The organism is Propionispora hippei DSM 15287, assembly GCF_900141835.1.
GTDB lineage: Bacteria > Bacillota > Negativicutes > Propionisporales > Propionisporaceae > Propionispora > Propionispora hippei.
The window spans coordinates 132,715-150,251 of record NZ_FQZD01000010.1 but is presented as its reverse complement, the minus strand read 5'-3'; the positions used below and the strand labels follow the sequence as shown (position 1 = coordinate 150,251).

19 protein-coding genes, 1 other RNA gene and 1 riboswitch are annotated in these 17,537 nt (G+C 43.7%); of the genes, 1 reads left to right on the top strand and 19 read right to left on the bottom strand.

The genetic code is table 11. The features are described 5' to 3' along the window. The 17 genes from F3H20_RS07655 to F3H20_RS07580 all read right to left on the bottom strand — a co-directional run. Nucleotides 1-248, bottom strand: a 248-nt coding sequence (locus tag F3H20_RS07655) for a hypothetical protein (RefSeq protein ID WP_149734345.1), incomplete at its 3' end; no start/stop codon positions are given. 80 nt (nt 249-328) lie between these two features. Next, nucleotides 329-425, bottom strand: a riboswitch (guanidine-I (ykkC/yxkD leader). Between the two features lie 80 nt (nt 426-505). Beyond that, entirely contained in the window at nt 506-1,141 is a 636-nt protein-coding gene (locus tag F3H20_RS07650) for a VOC family protein (RefSeq protein WP_149734344.1), read from the bottom strand. A gap of 316 nt (nt 1,142-1,457) precedes the next feature. After that, nucleotides 1,458-1,976, bottom strand: a complete 519-nt coding sequence (locus F3H20_RS07645) for a ferritin-like domain-containing protein (protein WP_149734343.1) — start codon at nt 1,974-1,976, stop codon at nt 1,458-1,460. A 240-nt stretch (nt 1,977-2,216) separates the two neighbouring features. Beyond that, on the bottom strand, nt 2,217-2,897 hold the full coding sequence (locus F3H20_RS07640; RefSeq protein WP_149734342.1) for a metallophosphoesterase family protein: 681 nt from the start codon (nt 2,895-2,897) through the stop codon (nt 2,217-2,219). 32 nt (nt 2,898-2,929) lie between these two features. Continuing rightward, on the bottom strand, nt 2,930-3,616 hold the full coding sequence (locus tag F3H20_RS07635) for a copper homeostasis protein CutC (protein WP_149734341.1): 687 nt from the start codon (nt 3,614-3,616) through the stop codon (nt 2,930-2,932). A 126-nt stretch (nt 3,617-3,742) separates the two neighbouring features. Then, complete coding sequence (gene gdhA / locus F3H20_RS07630; RefSeq protein WP_149734353.1) at nt 3,743-5,089, bottom strand: NADP-specific glutamate dehydrogenase; 1,347 nt, start codon at nt 5,087-5,089, stop codon at nt 3,743-3,745. A gap of 335 nt (nt 5,090-5,424) precedes the next feature. Next, nucleotides 5,425-6,135 carry a CTP synthase C-terminal region-related (seleno)protein gene (locus tag F3H20_RS07625; RefSeq protein WP_149734340.1) on the bottom strand — a complete coding sequence of 237 codons (711 nt, stop codon included), beginning with the start codon at nt 6,133-6,135 and terminating at the stop codon, nt 5,425-5,427. 81 nt (nt 6,136-6,216) lie between these two features. Continuing rightward, nucleotides 6,217-7,479 (bottom strand): MFS transporter, encoded by a 1,263-nt coding sequence (locus F3H20_RS07620; protein ID WP_149734339.1) that lies wholly within the window; start codon nt 7,477-7,479, stop codon nt 6,217-6,219. A 377-nt stretch (nt 7,480-7,856) separates the two neighbouring features. Beyond that, the gene (locus tag F3H20_RS07615; protein ID WP_149734338.1) at nt 7,857-8,102 is read right to left on the bottom strand and encodes an RNA recognition motif domain-containing protein; all 246 of its coding nucleotides are present in this window, start codon (nt 8,100-8,102) and stop codon (nt 7,857-7,859) included. 222 nt (nt 8,103-8,324) lie between these two features. Next, nucleotides 8,325-8,504, bottom strand: a complete 180-nt coding sequence (locus tag F3H20_RS07610) for a hypothetical protein (RefSeq protein WP_149734337.1) — start codon at nt 8,502-8,504, stop codon at nt 8,325-8,327. 91 nt (nt 8,505-8,595) lie between these two features. After that, a complete protein-coding gene (locus F3H20_RS19855; RefSeq protein WP_188128232.1) occupies nt 8,596-8,766 on the bottom strand; it encodes a hypothetical protein in 171 nt (56 codons plus the stop codon). Nucleotides 8,767-9,448: 682 nt separating this feature from the next. Continuing rightward, on the bottom strand, nt 9,449-10,030 hold the full coding sequence (locus F3H20_RS07605; protein ID WP_149734336.1) for a flavodoxin family protein: 582 nt from the start codon (nt 10,028-10,030) through the stop codon (nt 9,449-9,451). Nucleotides 10,031-10,097: 67 nt separating this feature from the next. Continuing rightward, nucleotides 10,098-10,742: a flavodoxin family protein gene (locus tag F3H20_RS07600; RefSeq protein ID WP_149734335.1), complete on the bottom strand. Its 645-nt coding sequence runs from the start codon at nt 10,740-10,742 to the stop codon at nt 10,098-10,100. Between the two features lie 244 nt (nt 10,743-10,986). Beyond that, on the bottom strand, nt 10,987-12,030 hold the full coding sequence (locus tag F3H20_RS07595; protein WP_149734334.1) for a sensor histidine kinase: 1,044 nt from the start codon (nt 12,028-12,030) through the stop codon (nt 10,987-10,989). A 3-nt stretch (nt 12,031-12,033) separates the two neighbouring features. After that, the gene (locus F3H20_RS07590) at nt 12,034-12,705 is read right to left on the bottom strand and encodes a response regulator transcription factor (protein ID WP_149734333.1); all 672 of its coding nucleotides are present in this window, start codon (nt 12,703-12,705) and stop codon (nt 12,034-12,036) included. Nucleotides 12,706-13,094: 389 nt separating this feature from the next. Then, nucleotides 13,095-13,529, bottom strand: coding sequence for a GNAT family N-acetyltransferase (locus F3H20_RS07585; RefSeq protein ID WP_149734332.1), 435 nt, complete (start codon nt 13,527-13,529; stop codon nt 13,095-13,097). A 322-nt stretch (nt 13,530-13,851) separates the two neighbouring features. Beyond that, entirely contained in the window at nt 13,852-14,403 is a 552-nt protein-coding gene (locus F3H20_RS07580; protein WP_149734331.1) for a TetR/AcrR family transcriptional regulator, read from the bottom strand. Between the two features lie 150 nt (nt 14,404-14,553). On the opposite strand from F3H20_RS07580, the gene F3H20_RS07575 reads away from it, so the two are divergent. Further along, nucleotides 14,554-15,765: an alpha/beta hydrolase family protein gene (locus tag F3H20_RS07575; RefSeq protein ID WP_149734330.1), complete on the top strand. Its 1,212-nt coding sequence runs from the start codon at nt 14,554-14,556 to the stop codon at nt 15,763-15,765. A gap of 706 nt (nt 15,766-16,471) precedes the next feature. On the opposite strand, the gene ssrA is transcribed toward F3H20_RS07575, so the two are convergent. After that, nucleotides 16,472-16,819, bottom strand: a transfer-messenger RNA (tmRNA) gene (gene ssrA, locus F3H20_RS07570). 167 nt (nt 16,820-16,986) lie between these two features. Next, a complete protein-coding gene (smpB, locus tag F3H20_RS07565; protein WP_149734329.1) occupies nt 16,987-17,460 on the bottom strand; it encodes an SsrA-binding protein SmpB in 474 nt (157 codons plus the stop codon). Between the last annotated feature and the right edge of the window lie 77 nt (nt 17,461-17,537).

Below are 17,537 nucleotides of genomic sequence, written 5' to 3'. Positions count from 1 at the left end.
TTTTCCATTTGTAGACGTTTTATGGTTTGTTCCTGCGTTTTCGACTTTTCTGTAGGTCGTCCCTTGGGCAGCGGCGCCGCATGGCGAAGTTCTACCTCCTTGCGCAGACCGCACCAGCTCTGGATGGCATACCGACTGATTCCATATTGTCTGCTTAATTCGCGTATGCTAATCCCTCTACGATACCCCTGGACTACTATCTCTTTCATCTCCTGGCCATACCGTGACATCCCTTTTTTCCCTGACATGACAAAACCTCCAGTCGTAATTCTATCCTACGACTGGAGGCTTTTTCTTTCAATGTCCGTTTTTCCTGCTCCGGTTCAAGTACTCCCAGGCTTTTATCCTTCCGTGTACACAGCTTGCTGTGCGCTTTCTCTCGGACCAGACTGACCTTGCGTCACGGAACCCTAGAAAGCTTTTTATTATTCTTTTTCCCAAAGAAATTATAGCTATATTATATCACATTTACAGCGTTTTAGTCCTACATTCACAGAACAGTTGTTTAGCGCAGCTCCACTCGCCCTTTCGGACAATCGATGGTCGCAATGAGTCCTGGCTGCGTGCCAGCTACAACCGGAAGCCCCAGGCCAAGAGCGTCCAGACTATTAGCCACCTTCGCCGCGTCCGGATGCTCAGCCCGCAAGTTCACCAAACAGGCACCTTGGGCGGCGGCAAGCGCGGGATGTCTTGTAATGCCCCAGTCAATAAAGGTGGGGATGAGGCCCTCGGCAACTATCGTCATGGGATTGGTCAAATGCCAGGAAAGCAGCTCGCCGTCAGGAGTGTGCCGGCTCATCGCCATAACCTCGCCCAGAAGAATCCCCTGCTGTTTTGCCCGGTTCACCAAATCTGTCAGCCCGCTGCCTTTAGCTACCCAGGTGACCAGCCGCGCTGCTGACAGACTGTCGATTTGAAAGGGCCGCGGCTGCTCCGGTTTAGGACTGTCCGGATCAGGGCCGATAATTTCCAGGTAGCTGTCCGGTCCCAAAGAAATAAGGGCATTATGAGTTCCCCAACCGGGATGCCGCCCCCCGGGAGTGGCTGTAATACCCAGTAATTCTTCCAGTTGTTCAATAGCAATATTCAGGTCAGGAGTAGCATAAACAATATGGTCCACCTGTCCTCTCAGCATTTCCATCCACCCAGTCCTCCCTTTTTTAACCTCATATTAACCTCATAATAGAAAATATCGCAACGATTGAGCTATATACTAAGTGGTATATTCTTGTTTTCTTGCAAGTATCCTGCCAAAATTCGCTCACGGAAGTGACTATGGCAGGTTAAGAAATTACCAATCCATACTCTCAACAGGCCCCTGCGGTAAAGACAAGAAAACCGCCTGCAAAAAGCAAAAACCGCCATGTCTGTCATAAAAGCAGACATAAGCGGTTTGCACGACTTTCTATTTATAAAAATCTCAGGCCCCGATTGGCAGGGATAAACTGAGATTTGTTTTAAAAGCACTGAAGCTGCTCACACATCTCTCTAAAAATCTGGAGATGGCGTTTCTCGTCAAGTATGATGCGGTTTAAGATCGCCACAATGTTCCCATCGCAGATGGTATCCGCCTGCCGGGAATACTTGCGGATGGCCGCTTTTTCCGCTTCGATTGATTCGGTTATCAAAGCACATACATCACGCGGGTAACCGATAAACGAGGGCGACCACCAACGCTTGCGGGTCCTCCCGCACCAGAGCCGCGGGTCCGTCCCAAGCTGCAGCGCAAGCTCCGCGAATATATTGAGGTGATGCATTTCAACGATGCTGATATGGTGGAAGCATACCGAAATGGAGCGAAACTCCGGCTCTGTTACCACGGAAATGTAGAAATATCGGGTCACGTCACTCATTTCGGAAACAACGGCACCCATATTACTTAGCATCTCGTCGGCATAGGCAAGATTTGGCTCATCCACTCGCACTGGTGGATACGGCGCGTTCGCCTTGTAATGACATTCGTTGATATCGTACATCAATATTTCTCCTTCCGCATATCGGTACGGTACAGTTTATTAAGGCGGATAGAAAATTATGCCATTGCTACCGGCTTTATCAAACCTCGTGTTATCTCAGCAAACCACTTCCTTGATCAAATGCGCAATATCATACAAAATGGTGATTTTTAGCCGGTAGCTCCTGGTCTAAAAACCACGAGGGCAGGATACCAGCCCCGCTTATCCAAAAAAAAACCGACACTTACGTATAAGTACCGGCTATACTAACCTGATTATTTCGTTATAAAGACAGGTGAATTGCTCATTGATTCGTTGACTCGTATGAAAATGACCAAAATACCAATGCTTGAACTGTAGTATAGAAACGAATTTATCAAGCATTCCGCTTGTCGGATCGCGCAGCCTGTCGAAGCGGTTTAAATATTCGACTATGTTTGTGGGAGCCGTATGCGTAACTATGTAATCTATGGCAAAATTATGCTTGGCAAGGTTAAGCGTCGCTTCCTCTTCTTCTTCAAGGCTTGGTATCTCCTGCGACCACCAGCTAACATGCTCCCGCCGGAATATCTTATCGGTAGACATGGCTCCGCCGAAGGTAAAGAACTTTAACCCAGCCAGGCTGAATATCTGTCCACGCATCAGATGGAGCACCGACCTGTTAATTCTATGCACTTTGCCGCCCTTCCAAGCTTCCACGGGGAAATCATACAGCATATCAAAGTTTTCGTGGTTACCATCGACAAACAGGGTAGTCCACGGTTTATCTTTGTACCAGTTGAGCAGCCAGGCCTGTTCCCGGCTGCCGTCCCATATACAGCCAAAATCGCCGCAGATGATCACATAATCATCTTTCGTAAGGTTCCTTCCTTCCGGAAAGTTGCCGGATGCAAATTTTTTAATGTCAATACCGCCGTGGGTATCACCGGTAATGAATATCATAGAATCACCTTAGCCTTACGATTAATCCTGCTTCAGCTTCCTATCCGATTCATAAGCTTAACAAGAGCCGTTAGTTTCTTTTCATTAATTTCCCCAAAAGCGGCACTGTTATCACGAATCGCCGTTCCAAAATGAAATTCCGGCGCTCCGGTTTCAGCCACAATCCGCTCGATGTTTTCAAAGGTTAGCCCGCCGCCCACCAAGACTTGAATCTGCCCCGCGTGCTCCATCATATCTTTTATTGTTGCCAAATTGTCCAGAATATTTCCCTGGCCGCCGGAAGTTAGTACCGTTGTGATTTGCGGGTATTTAGCCAGCACTTTTATCCCTTTAACCGGATCAGCGATTTCATCAATAGCCCGGTGAAATGTTACGGCCAGCCCGTCACAAGCCTCCAGCAGCTTAACCAAAGACTTTTCGCAAATCGCATTAGTTTCATCCAAAACCCCAAAAACCACACCGTTTGCTTTTAGTTGTCTGGCCTTTAAAATATCTTCCTGCATTGCCTTCAACTCGGCGCTTGTATAGACGAATGAATTAGCGTGGGGTCGAATCATTACATTGACCGGGATTTTGACGTTCTCCACTACTTCCTTTATCAATCCATGCTCCGGGGTAAGTCCCCCTTGGGACAAATCCCGAATGAGCTCGATCCGTCCGGCACCGGCGGACTCTATCCGTTTGGCGTCCTCAACTGTTGTCGCTATGATTTCAAGCATTGTTCTCTATCTCCATGAAAGAAATTCTTTGTCTTATAGCACTTCTTTGTTATATCATAAAATCCTGTCTATAAATTGACTATTTAAAAAACCCGGGCATCTGCCCGGGTCTTCACCGTCTTAACCTTATACTACACCATGAGCCTTCATGGTTTCCGCTACTTTTTTGAACCCGGCGATGTTTGCACCGGCAACCAGGTTGTCTTTTAGGCCATAGGCTTCTGCCGCCTGGCTGGTGTTTTTATAAATGTTCACCATGATGTCCTTCAGCCTGGCATCCACTTCCTCGAAAGTCCAGGCTAGGCGCATACTGTTTTGCGACATTTCCAGAGCCGAGGTGGCAACACCGCCGGCATTGGCGGCCTTGGCCGGTCCAAAAAGCACGCCGTTATCCAAAAACACCTTGGTACCTGCCAGGTCGGTAGGCATATTGGCTCCTTCGCCTACCACCTTGCAGCCGTTGGCCACCAGGATATTAGCCGAGTTTTCGTCAATTTCATTTTGGGTTGCACAGGGCAAAGCGATGTCGCAGGGAATGGTCCAAATACCGGAGCAGCCTTCATGGTAAGTGGCGGTAGGATGGTATTTTACGTATTCAAAGATTCTTTGGCGGTTTACCTCCTTGATTTGCTTCAAAGTGGAAACCTGAATACCACAGGGGTCATAGATATAACCGCCGGAGTCGCTTACGGCCACAACCCTGCCGCCGTACTGCCGGACTTTTTCCAAGGCATAAATGGCCACATTGCCGGAACCGGAAATAAGCACGTTTTTCCCTTCAATGGACAGGCCTTTTGCCTTCATCATTTCATTGACAAAATAAATCAGGCCGTAGCCGGTAGCCTCTTTTCTGGTCAGACTTCCGCCGTAGGACAGGCCCTTGCCTGTTAATACACCTGCTTCATAGGTATTTTTGATTCTTTTGTATTGGCCAAACAAATAGCCGATTTCCCGGGCGCCTACCCCGATGTCGCCGGCCGGTACATCCATATCATGACCGATATGACGGTACAGCTCGGACATAAAGCTTTGGCAAAACCGCATGATTTCCATATCGGATTTGCCTTTGGGATCAAAATCGGCACCGCCTTTGGCACCGCCGATGGGCAGCCCGGTTAAGGAGTTCTTAAAGACCTGTTCAAAACCTAAAAATTTGATAATACCTATATATACGGAAGGATGAAAGCGCAGGCCGCCCTTATAAGGGCCGATAGCACTGTTGAACTGAACCCGGAAGCCACGGTTCACGTGTACGCTTCCGGCATCATCCACCCAGGGAACTCTGAAAATAATCTGACGTTCCGGTTCCACAATGCTTTCCATAATACCCAGTTCAATATAGTCCGGGTGTTTTTCCAGCACCGGAATCAAAGATTCCAGAACCTCCTTAACGGCCTGATGAAACTCAGGCTCATTGGCATTTCGCTTTATAACCCGCTGATAAAGGTCTGCACAGTATTGTTTTGCACTAATACTCAATGTATTAAAACCTCCTCATATTGTTATATTGCTGTCCGCTAAAACGCATACATACTCGGGGATACTGCTTGACTACTTTTTCTGTGTAAAAGGGCAAAATGTAATCAATGTATACTATACACACACATGAAGGCTTTGTCCAGTAATATACTCGCAGCCAGACAAATACCTTATTCTATTTCACAATATGATATTTGACTAATTTAGTTCCTTGCTCTCAGTCCAAAGTTCCTTTCCGTTCAAATGTCATTCCAGAACATATGATATAAGCCTACCTGTATTGAAACAAAGCGCCAGCATACTCCCTAAAATAGTTTGCTGGCTGCCTTTTACTTGTGCTCATTATGAAATTTCTGAGTTTCCAGTAGATATTCTACAATTAATTTATGAGGGGTTTCAGGCGTTGAACTAAGCTGCGGCTGAAACAGTGTTGCAACATAAAATCTATGGGGGGACAATTCAAAAATTCTGACTTCACCATTGCTATCGACACCTGCCACATGAAGGCCACTTTTATCAAAAGTATCTTGAAAACAACCATTCAGTCCAAAATTACAGTTGTATCGCTCCTCAATTTCAGTTTGCCCATAAATTTCTTGGCTTTTAGTTCCTTCCTTTAAGTATATTTTCCTTGTTGTTTCTAAAAGTGAGCAAGATAGAGCTGAAATAAAAAAAGTGGAGGCGTCTGGATTATATTCTTCATGATTGACTTCGGCCATCCCCAATACATTTTGCGCATATTCCATAATTGCATGCTGAAAACCGCCACAAGTACCGATAAAAGGATAATTATTTTCTCTTGCAAAACGTATTGCGTTTATTGCTCCTTTAAAACTACGATAGGGGCTTCCGGGCGCACACCAAAATGCATCAAAGTCACAAATATCTTTTTTAATGTCCCCTTCTAACGTTATCGTCGGTAACCACTTACATTCCAAGTCTAGGTGTAAATATTTAGCACAATGCTGTAACGCTTTATTAGTAGCTTCATGGGAAGGCTTAGCTTCATCGAAGTCTCCAATAATCCCTACCTTTATCATTAAACACTCCTCTTCTCATGTAAATTATTGCCAACGCTTTTACGAGCACCATTATATCACATTACGGTCATTCCCGCTTTCTTACTGCCGGTTAAATCGCTCCGGCAAAAAAAGCCTTTTTCCCCATATACATACATATAAAAGAATCATAAGCACAATGATGATCATACCGCAAGCCGCAAAACCTACTCTTGCATTAAAATGCTCCGCAAATAATCCGGCGTAAAAATTCCCAAACGGTGTGGTTCCGGCAAAGACCAACGTGTATACACTCATGACTCTGCCGCGGTATTCATTACTTGAATTAAGCTGCAACGTTGAATTTGCACTGGAAGTAAACATAATAAAAAAGAAGCCCGTAACGGCCAGAGAAAGTCCGGTCAATAAGTAAACATCAATATAACCAGTAATAATTAACGCCATAGCTATAATAAAGGGTACACCATAAATAATAAATTTTTTAGGCCCCGATTTACTTAAGGTAGCGATGAACATGGCACCCAAAAATGATCCCGCTCCCAAAAAGGACATAAGAATGCCAAAGCCTGCCTCATTTTGATGCAGTACATCCTTGGCAAAAACAGGAACGAGGACATTAAAATTCGGAGCAAACGTACCGACTATAGTCAAGATGATGATCGTATATAAAAGACTATCGTTATGATAAATGTAGGTAAGGCCATCTTTGATTTCTTCCCACACATTAGAATTATTTTGAGACTTTATTACTGCCGGCTTTAATTTAATAAGATACAAACTTGCCAAGACTGCTGCAAAGCTAATGGAATTTATAAAAAAACACGCCGCCAGACCAACATATCCCATAACCAGTCCCGCAACTGCAGGACCGATAATTCTTGCCAAATTAAAGGCCATAGAATTTAATGCAATTCCATTCATTAAATCTTCCTTACCTACAAGCTCTATAACCAGTGCCTGCCGCGACGGCATATCAATCGTATTAACAATTCCCAGGGCGGTAGCCATAAGCAAGATATGCCAGTATTGGATTTTCCCTGTCCAGACTAAAATGGCAAGTATTAACGTAATAACCAGTGAAGCAGATTGAGTAAATATTAAAATCTTCTTTTTGGGAAATTTATCTACAACAACACCTGCAAGCAAGGCCAGTAACAGCATTGGAGTAAATTGAAGTATTCCAATTAAACTTAACAGAAACGGTGAATTAGTTAAAGTGTAGGCTAACCATGGTTGCGCTATATTTTGCATCCAGGTACCGATTAGGGAAACACACATCCCTATCCAATAATATCGGAAATTTTTATGTTTTAGCGCTATAAAAGGATTACTGAATCTACTTTTGGCCTCATCGGTAGTGCTCATATTATAATCTCACTTTCACATATATACTGGGTCATAAATCCATTATGTATCAGATGGTGGTAACATGCAATTGTAGAATGAAGTTGTCATTCATATATTTATGAAGCATGATACCGTTAGCCACTTCGGTTTTGATGCTATTGCCGGTTTTGCAAAAACCGGTCGGCCTTTCCGAGAGAAGCAATTTAGGACTGGCATGAGCAAAGAGTCTTATAAACAACAAAAAAGCCGCTTAATCAGCGGCTTTTCAGCATTTTCCGGACTTGCATGGTGAAGCTGATCTATTACCTATTCACGATCAGCCAGTTCTTAGGCGTGAAAGCAAGCTATTGAAGAGCATTTTATAAGTCATGATGCATAAATACATCTAATTAGCCCTATCGCTGCCTGGCTTCATTCACTACAACGCGTCGTCCGCCTACTTCAGTATCATTCATTGCCGCTACCATTTTTTCAGCATCCGCATCGTCCACTTCAACAAAGCCAAATCCCCTTGCCCTCCCTGTGTCTCTGTCAGTAACAATTCTACTGGATATGACCGTGCCATGCTGCCGGAAGACATCCGCAAGGTCATTCTCAGTTGTTTGCCAAGGTAAGTTTCCGACATAAAGAGTTTTCGACATAAAAAAAACACCTCATTTTTTCTGCTAAAATAACTAATGGAATCACCTAATCACATTATCTGTAGCTCAGGCATTACTTATGCCTGCCTTTATGTGGAAAAGCAGGCATAAACCCAAAAGAGTCCATACACAGCCCCTTGAATTATTATAGAAAAATAAAAAGCCGGACAAGGTCCGGCCTTTCACCAAAATTGATTTACGATCAGATTGACTACTATAACATTAGGTGTTTGGTTTGGAAAATCTCGTTTTGTATACCGCCGTCTTAGCCTGCCGTTGTTTTAGTTTGGACAGTTTTGCACCGTCAACAGGTTGAAGTTTTCCGCCAAAATCAGTTAACAGAAGTACTTCAATTTCACTAGAAGATAGGGTATAGGTCTTTAACCCATTTATTCCTGTCATAACTTAGCCCCTTCCCACCAGCACGTATTTATTTATTGGAATTTATACAGACTATTTGAAAATAGACATCCCGGAAAATTAACTACAGAAACTAAAAAACACCCCGGTATTTCCTTTTCTGGTTTTTCGCCGGATTGTCCCTGTTCAAATCCTCAATCATTTCATCAAGATTTTTCTTCTTTTTCTCTTCGATCAAGCCTTCGCCAAGAATATCGGACGGCTCCTCAGACGTTGTTTGGGTTATCCCATTTACATCTTTCATAGTTACTCCTTCCAGGGAACTTATTATGGTGGTCAAATTCGATAATAGCATTCCCCTTTTTCTTCACTTCTTTCCTTCCTTATATTAACTTTGCCTCAAACTTCCAGATAGTTCCAGACAATAATGTTCCGCCCACTTAACAGAACGAAGACGACTCTTGCTTTAAGTATTCAATCTATCCGCAAAGCGGGCGTTTTTTGTCTCAGACCTTCACATACTTGAAACTTGCCAAACGTAATCAAAAAGAGAAGGAATTCCCTTCTCTTTCTTTAAGCGAGCATCCTTACAGCCATTCTTCACTTGACAGAATAAACCATTAAGTGGAACGGAACTAACTTTCTTTTCGGACAATCGAAATCGGTCAACTCACGTAAACAAAAAACGACTACCGTCTAAACCGGTTAACAACTTGCAAATATCTCAGAAACTAAATTCCCAACATTCTTGCGAGACTGAAAAACCCGTAGCTGCTGTAAGGACACCCACTTCGTTATATTTTAACACGAATACCAATTATTGTAAAGGAAATATCAGCCTGTGTGAAAACTCCAGAAGACAGTAACCATTTTTTGATCTTAGGACATACGATTCGCAATTGCCCAGTACTAAGCGATGTACCGGCACTATACGTCATTAATTCTACGCCTGCAAGGCCAATTTCACCATTGATTTTCCCCTTCTTTTATTCCGGGAATCGCTCCGCAACCAGCGACGAACCGATATCCTTCAAGACAGTGTGCAGATCCTTTCTTTCCTGCGCCGGTCCATTTCGCATATCGGTAACGACAGGTACCTCTTTCACGTCAAATTCCAGCAGCTCAAACATGTGTCTCGTATAATCAATATACGACTGGAACAGGCCGGAATCAGGATTACCCTGATTAAACGTGAGAATCAGCTTCTTTTGCGCGGCACTTTCTTCTTTGAAATACGGTGAGTATCGCGGTGAGAATCGCGCAAACAGCCTATCGGTGAGTATCTTCGCCTGGGCACTCATTTGCATCATATAAATCGGCGAGCCGAAAACAATGGCATTGGCCTGATCAATCGCATCATTAAGTTTCTGCATATCATCTTTGATAACACAGCCCCGATCACCCTGGTGGCAGCCCCAACAACCCTGGCACGGTTTGATATCAAGATCGCTGAAATACCAGGCTTGCGTTACGGCCCCCTGTTCTTTCGCACCTTCCAGTATTTTGTTTACTATCCAGGCGGTATTGCCTGCTTTTCGCGGACTTGCGATAATTCCGATAATGTACATCTTTCTTCTTTCCTCCTTATCAACGGTTTATTTTGTAGCCTGGCATTGATTGTAAAAGATCAATTCATTATGATTTAATAAGTCTGAACCCTAAATCAAATGCCTTTTGCAGATCCTCGACCGATATTTTTTCGGCACGATTAGCTTTTTCTTCTTTATCCGGCATCAGGTACACGTACTTTGAATAATCGTCAAATAGAACAGTATTTGTTAACGTCAGCAGTTCACAACTACCCAAGGTGCGTCCCATAATTCCCGCAAAATTAGTTAAGGTATCCTTAAACCCTCTTTCAACATAAATTTCTTCATTAACATTCATGGTAGCAATCAAAGCTGTTTTAAAGCTTTTGGGTTTAGGGCCTGTAGATGTACCACCATAATCAAGATATTGAAACAGCAATCTGTCTGTAAATGAACGCATTTGCCCTGATAGATTTCCATAATAAACAGGCGAACCGAGCACAATGACATCGGACTCTTCAATACACCGGAGGAGTGGTCTAAGTTCATCATCCACCACACAGTGTCCATAAGATTTACTATTCTTTAATTTACAGGCACAGCAACCGGTACAGCCCTTATAGCTCAAATCAAAGAGATTGATCAATTCAGTTTCCGCACCTACTGATTTTGCGCCTTCCATGACTTGGTGCAACATGCTTGCGGTATTGCCGTGTTTTCTTGCACTACCACACAAAGCGATGAGTTTCATGATAATCCTCTTCCTTCTATATGTTTAGTCAAAAATAGTTGACAGTCAATCTTCCTTTACCCTCATCAGCCATGCCATGCATACATTCTAACCTGTAATAGCAAACTCGGGAATAGAATGGAATTATGCTGCCTTTTGGGGGCTGCTGTAATCATAACATCCCCGTTTAAACTGAATTTAAACTAAAGCAAAAAAGTACAGTCTCGCCCCCTCGGCGAAACTGTACTTTTTAATTCTCGTCTTATCAAAGTGGTAAGGTTACAGTAAAAGTTGTCCCTGCTCCTAAGCTGCTCTCAACATTAATATGGCCGTGGTGCATATCAATGATCTTTTTAACAATGGAAAGCCCCAATCCGTTGCCCTGCTGGGATCGCTCCCTGGCCTTATCGGCTTTGTAGAAGCGCTCAAATATGTGAAGCCGGTCTTCTTCAGTCAGGCCAATGCCTGTATCGGAAATTCGGCAGACTGCGTTTTCACCTTGCCGTTGCAGTTCCACTCGAACAGTCCCACTCTCGAAAGTAAATTTGATACTATTATGAATAAGATTGATCCATACCTGGCTCATCAGGCTTTCATCTGCTGTTATTTCCAATTGATCAAGGAATCCTTCCATCTCTATTTTTTTCTGCGTCCACTGGGGTTCGCAGGCAAGGATAATATTTTTTATCTGTTTATCTAAACGATAAGCGACAGGTGTAATCTGGCTGTTTTCCGCCTCAAGCGAAGCCAGTTTAAGCATATTGTCACTTAGCTCCGACAGCCGCCTGCTTTCGGTTTCAATAATATTTAAAAAACGCAGGCGATCCTCAACGCTTAATTGATCATTGTGCAGAGCCTGAGCAAACCCCCTGATAGAGGTTAATGGCGATTGAATCTCATGGGAAACATTCGAAATGAAATCTTGCCGCATCTTCTCCATCTGGTTTAGTTCCAATGCCATCTTATTTATGTTTTTAATCAGCTCTTCAAACCCTTCATTTACCCGAAAGCCTAAGTGTAAGCGGCTTGTAAAATCCCCTTGTGAAATTTTTTCAAGAGCCACTGTAATTGCGGCCATGGCTTGTTTGATTTGCGCTACATGTTTCATCTGGAATAAGCAAAAAAGCAGGATCGCCCCAAACAGGCCGAGCAGGGAGTTGATGATTTGAATCAATACAGGAGACAGGTTCTCTATGGCAACGGTAAATACATGGGAAGTTAAGAAAAAGGCACCGCCAATGCAGCTTACGTATACTGCCAGCAGCAGAACAGCCCGAAAGACAAATTCCAGAATTTTTCCTTTGTCCATGGTTTACACCTCCAAACGATAGCCAAGACCCCGGATTGTCCTGATGGTAAAGTCACACTGTTCTTCCGGAAAACGTTCGCGCAGCCGGTTAATATGGACATCCAGCGTCCGTTCGTTTCCTTCAAAATCATAACCCCAAATATCCTCGATCAACTGCTCCCGGGGAATGGTCCGTCCCGGATAGCTGGCTAATTTGTATAGCAACTCGAATTCCTTAAGTGGAAGGGTTATATTTTCGCTGCCAACAGTTGCTTCATAGGTTTTGCGGTTCATCGACAGTTTTCCAACCTGAACGATCTGGGATGCTACAATTTGATAGCGCTTCAATAATGCTTTGACTCTAACCATCAATTCCAAAGGATCAAAAGGCTTAACAAGGTAATCATCCGTTCCGAGTTCGAAGCCCTTAATTTTTTGACTGATTTCTCCCTTAGCCGTTATCATAAGCAAAGGAATGTCATAGCTCTCCCGCAGTTCGCGGCACAACTGCCAGCCGTCCATGTTGGGCATCATGATATCAAGAATAACCATATCCACTTTTACTGTTTCAAGCTTTGCCAGAGCTTCCACACCATCGGCAGCCTCATATACGGCAAAGCCTTCCTTGCTCAAAAACACTTTTATCAATTCTCTAATATTCAAGTCATCATCTACTATTAAAATCGTTCCCATCATGAATCCTCTCTTTTGAAAGTCTCGAGACTTGTGTCTTATCTAATTTTACCAAAAATATATACCTATTATTTAAACTGAATTTAAATAAGTATTCCACTTTATAAAATATAACCCTTTCCGCGACTCTGCGGACAGAAAGGGAGGTTCCCTTTCAAAACCTTGTGAAGATTCACAGGATTATTAGCACAGAATGACTCCCTAGAACCGTCCCCAATTCTTCAACTTGTTGTCCTTACTCATATCGAAGAGCGTAAGGACCAACTTTGTAACAAAAAAGACCGTCCCTAACTCTCAGTTAGGGACGGTAGTAATCAAGTATGCTATCCGCTCTTTTTATCCGGCTATTCTTGTAAATAGTCTCGGATTAAAGATGCCTCTCCTAGATGCGGTTACACCGCATTCAATTCCATGTGCAAGATAGGATAAGGTTTCCCTGCCCCATCAAATTCAGAACGGGTTACGACATAAAATCCCATATGCTTATAAAAGCCAACAGCCTGAGCATTCTGCTCATTAACATCTACCCGCTTCACTGCTTGCTTTTCTATTGCATAAATCAACAATTCTTTACCTATACCCTTTCCCCGCGATACAGGATTAATAAACAGCATTTCAAGGTTATCATCCGCTATGCCCATAAATCCAGTAATTTCAAGGTTATCTTTATGACAAAATAAATTCACATGGTAGAAATATTCATTCAAGATTAATGGCTTATAAAATTGCAGGTCTTCTTCTTTGAGGAAGTCATGCGTTGCCCGAACCGAGTTTTCCCAAATATTAATCAACGTTTCATAATCATTTATAGACGGTTGAACAATCATACTAAAATCCACTCCTTATTCAAAATACTCCCAGGGACGATTCTGCTGAGCCATTAGATATTTATCGAAATTATTCCGTAAAGTGCGCAGGGATGGTTCCACAGAATCTTGATTTGTGATACTGTTTAAGCTTATGAATATTAAATCAGAATCATTAGTACCTCCCCTATTTCGCTCTTCTGACATGCCGATATCATAACACTGCTCAGCCATTGAATTATTGAAAAGTATACTGAGATAGATTCATAACGTAATCCTGTGCATCAATCATGTCATAAGTTATAATCCGTATTTCAATCCATCGCTATTTGAGACATTCCATTTAAAATTTTTTCATCACACCGTCGTTCATAAGGCTCCACAGGAGCTGGACCATTTTTTCGATATCCGGCTCTTCTTCCTGCGTAAAGCAATACGTCATCACCCCAAGGAAAGCGGATATCGCATATTCCAACGTGCATTCCAATATAAAGTCATCTGCACCGAGTGATTGAAGGTGCGGCCGTAACAATGCTTTGTATACGTTTTTAATTTTTTCTTGAAAAGTAGGATCGCCGTTTTTCCCTAATAGGACAACAAAGTACCTTTTATTTTGGCTGTACACCTCGGTAAGATGTTTGAGTGGCAGACGAACACCCGTTTTCATTATGATGTTTTGGTGCTTTTCTATATCCGGTAAAATAGAGGCTTCTATTTGCTCCAGCACATCGTGGACATCGGTAAAATATTCATAAAATGTGCTTCGGTTGTACCCTGCCTTACCAACGATCTCTCGCACTGATGTTTTCTTAATTCCTTCTTTGCTATACAGGTCCCAAAACGCATCCATCAGGTTTTTCCTTGTTTGCGCGGTAATTTCAGGATTATGCTTCATCTGGTTCCCTTCCCTTCGCGTAAAAGAATCCGACAGTCCAGCCGTGATTGACGGTTGATGACAGAGAAATTAAAGTCTATATTATAATTATACAACATGTTGTAGGATCATTGAAAACACACAAGAAGAATAGCGAAAGGAAGATCCCTTATGAAGAATATAGTATTCAGAGATGATTCGTTTGCTTTTGAGACTTTAAGATTGCTCAGCGAAACGGCATACGGTATGGCTGATATCGGGGAGGTCCTCACCACTGCAGAGAAAATAACAGAAGGCGATAATAACAGTTGGTGCAAGGAGTGGACGGTGACGGCAAAAAGACTCCATACGACTGCGGACGATTATTTAAAAAACGGGCATCCGGTTAGTGCAAGAAAGACATATCTAAGGGCCTATAATTATTACCGTTCAGCAGAGTTTTATCTGCATGGAAACCCGAATGATCCAAGGATCAACGAACTATCCGAAGCGAGCTTCGCCTGTTTTGAAAAAGTGATGGAACTGAACGACCCGGTGATTAAAGCAGTCAAAATTCCCTATGAAGGAACAACGTTGCCCGGGCATTATTACAAGTGCCAAAAAGCATTAAGCCCGAGCCCCGTGCTGATTCTAATGACCGGTTTTGATGGTACAAAAGAAGAATTGTACGGAATGGCCATGGCCGCCCTGGAACACGGCATGAACTGCCTCGTATTTGAGGGGCCGGGGCAGGGCGAGGCCTTACGCCGGCAGAACCTGTACTTCCGGTACGACTATGAGTCGGTCGTGACACCCGTCGTGGATTTCGTCCTCTCCCTTGATGGCATTGACCCTGACAAAATCGTTTTGATGGGTGTAAGCCTGGGCGGATATCTGGCACCCAGAGCGGCTGCCTATGAGCATCGTCTTGCCGCCTGCGTCGCAAACGGCGGCGTATATAGCTTTTCAGATACCCTTAAAAACCTATTGCCCGATAGCCATTTTCTTGACATGGCCAGTACCGCCCCAGACAAACTCAATCAAAGCTTTGATCAAATGTTAAAAACCAATCCTACTCTCAAATGGGGCTTTGAGCACGGTATGTTTGTTTTTGGAGCCAATACCCCCGCTCAATTTATTCTGAAGATAAAAGACTTTACCATGGAAGGCGTCGCAGAAAAAATCCAATGTCCTACGCTCATTGTGGATACCGAGGAAGATAAGCTGATGCCCGGTCAGGCCAGGCCGCTTTATGACGCGCTTACCTGCGAGAAAAGCTTTATGTTGTTTAGTTCGGAGGAAGGCGCAGGCGAGCATGGCCAGTGCGGAGCCAAATTGCTTGCAAATGAGCGCATCCTCTCATGGATCGATGAGCGGCTCTTGACTTCCGCGTCCGATAGATAAAAAGGACCAAAAATGAAAATCCGTACAAGATCGACTTACAGCCACTAAACAAAGTAATGGCGCTTTTTATACCCCTTAACGTCAGCGATATGAGGGCTTCTCCCCTCTTTACCGGAATCTGCTCAAACAGTTTTCCGCAAATGAACTGTTGGCGCAGCAGATTGTTTGATTTCGTGAATCACGCGAGGCTCTTGAATATTTGCAAGTCTGATCTCAAATAACACTCTTCCTACCCGCTTCAGCAAGCGCCATAACATACAAAATCAGAAACCATCCGTCAAACGGGTGGTTTGCACTGAGGCTATAAGCCTCTATCACTAGCCAGCGCCTTAAGAAGCTGGCTTTCACTTTGTTCAAGCCACATTGGTTTTATCACTCTTGATACTTGCATAGCCATTTCGTGTGTGCTAAATTTTGAGACATAAACTCACCTTTCCTTTCTTTTTCTAGTGGCCTGAACAACCCTATTATAAGAAAGTCGGTGAGTTTTTGTATAACTTTTGTCGCACACCCGCATAGGGGATGATTTTTTGTTTCGCTCTCTCAACAGACTAAAGTCTATAATATAAATCAAGGCTCCAGGCAAAATGCCTGGAGCCTTGATTTACTTGGAACTGACAACGAGACTTCATAAAGCAAACCTCCACCTGATATATAGATAAATCTTACATCTACTATATATCAGGTGGAGGCGACATTTAAGTTATGGTGGAGGCGAGGAGAATCGAACTCCTGTCCAAAGGTGCCGCTACACAGGCTTCTCCGAGCGCAGTCTGCAATTTAAGCTTCGCTCCATTGACGCCTACAGACAAGCTTCGCCGGTGCTATCTCGTTAAAATTTCCCAGTCGGTCCGCGGAGAATTAGACCTCAGGTATCCCGCTAAGTGACGCCCTATCCCGCCCCACGGGAAGAAGGAGAGTAGGACGTTAGCATTAAGCTGCTAAAGCGTATTCGTTGTTTGCTTTTACTTTAAGTCCACCGTATTGACGGGCTGATGGAACCCCGGCTCGCTACCCATGCTACAACTACCCCTGTCGAAACCATTACGCCCCCGTATTGGTATTTAGGTATTGTTTATGACTTTAAAGAGCTGCAATCCGATTACGCTTCTTAATTCGTAAAGTTTATTATATCACAGTACAAGCGATAAGCCAAGTGGATAGATCTGACATACCGGCTTCTTTGTAAATGTTTCCAAAGATAAAGCAGGCCACTGCCTGCTACTCTCTTTGCTTGTCCTTAAAGGCTCTGTCCATTTCCCGTTTCGCGTCCTTGGCCGCCAGATCCTGGCGCTTGTCATACAGTTTTTTACCGGTTGCCAGCCCCAGCTCCAGCTTAGCCTTGCCCCGGGTAAAATATACTTTCAATGGCACCAGCGTATAGCCTTTTTCCTTAGTCTTGCCAATCAGCTTGATAATTTCATAGTGGTGCATCAGTAGCTTGCGGGTACGCAGCGGTTCATGGTTAAATCGGTTCCCCTGATCATAGGGACTAATATGCATATTATGCAGCATGACTTCGCCATGATTGTCAATCCGGGCGTAGGCATCCTTTAAATTGGCTTTGCCGGCACGCAGCGATTTGACTTCCGTACCGGTAAGCACCAGCCCGACCTCATAGGTTTCATGAATATGATAATCGTGGCGGGCTTTACGATTTTCGGTTGCTATTTTGTTGCCTGGTTCCTTGCTCATGGTGGGTCACCTCATCTATCAAGCCTATATCCATTTCTTCATTGTAAAGCATATGCCTGACAGAGTCAATAAAGTCT

Bases quoted from the DNA above. Each gene is read 5' to 3' on its own strand.
- F3H20_RS07650 (WP_149734344.1), bottom strand. From the start codon at position 1,141: ATGGAAATGCTGAGAGGACAGGTGGACCATATTGTTTATGCTACTCCT.
- F3H20_RS07645 (WP_149734343.1), bottom strand. From the start codon at position 1,976: ATGTACGATATCAACGAATGTCATTACAAGGCGAACGCGCCGTATCCA.
- F3H20_RS07640 (WP_149734342.1), bottom strand. From the start codon at position 2,897: ATGATATTCATTACCGGTGATACCCACGGCGGTATTGACATTAAAAAA.
- F3H20_RS07635 (WP_149734341.1), bottom strand. From the start codon at position 3,616: ATGCTTGAAATCATAGCGACAACAGTTGAGGACGCCAAACGGATAGAG.
- F3H20_RS07625 (WP_149734340.1), bottom strand. From the start codon at position 6,135: ATGATAAAGGTAGGGATTATTGGAGACTTCGATGAAGCTAAGCCTTCC.
- F3H20_RS07620 (WP_149734339.1), bottom strand. From the start codon at position 7,479: ATGAGCACTACCGATGAGGCCAAAAGTAGATTCAGTAATCCTTTTATA.
- F3H20_RS07615 (WP_149734338.1), bottom strand. From the start codon at position 8,102: ATGTCGAAAACTCTTTATGTCGGAAACTTACCTTGGCAAACAACTGAG.
- F3H20_RS07610 (WP_149734337.1), bottom strand. From the start codon at position 8,504: ATGACAGGAATAAATGGGTTAAAGACCTATACCCTATCTTCTAGTGAA.
- F3H20_RS19855 (WP_188128232.1), bottom strand. From the start codon at position 8,766: ATGAAAGATGTAAATGGGATAACCCAAACAACGTCTGAGGAGCCGTCC.
- F3H20_RS07605 (WP_149734336.1), bottom strand. From the start codon at position 10,030: ATGTACATTATCGGAATTATCGCAAGTCCGCGAAAAGCAGGCAATACC.
- F3H20_RS07600 (WP_149734335.1), bottom strand. From the start codon at position 10,742: ATGAAACTCATCGCTTTGTGTGGTAGTGCAAGAAAACACGGCAATACC.
- F3H20_RS07595 (WP_149734334.1), bottom strand. From the start codon at position 12,030: ATGGACAAAGGAAAAATTCTGGAATTTGTCTTTCGGGCTGTTCTGCTG.
- F3H20_RS07590 (WP_149734333.1), bottom strand. From the start codon at position 12,705: ATGATGGGAACGATTTTAATAGTAGATGATGACTTGAATATTAGAGAA.
- F3H20_RS07585 (WP_149734332.1), bottom strand. From the start codon at position 13,529: ATGATTGTTCAACCGTCTATAAATGATTATGAAACGTTGATTAATATT.
- F3H20_RS07580 (WP_149734331.1), bottom strand. From the start codon at position 14,403: ATGAAGCATAATCCTGAAATTACCGCGCAAACAAGGAAAAACCTGATG.
- F3H20_RS07575 (WP_149734330.1), top strand. From the start codon at position 14,554: ATGAAGAATATAGTATTCAGAGATGATTCGTTTGCTTTTGAGACTTTA.
- smpB (WP_149734329.1), bottom strand. From the start codon at position 17,460: ATGAGCAAGGAACCAGGCAACAAAATAGCAACCGAAAATCGTAAAGCC.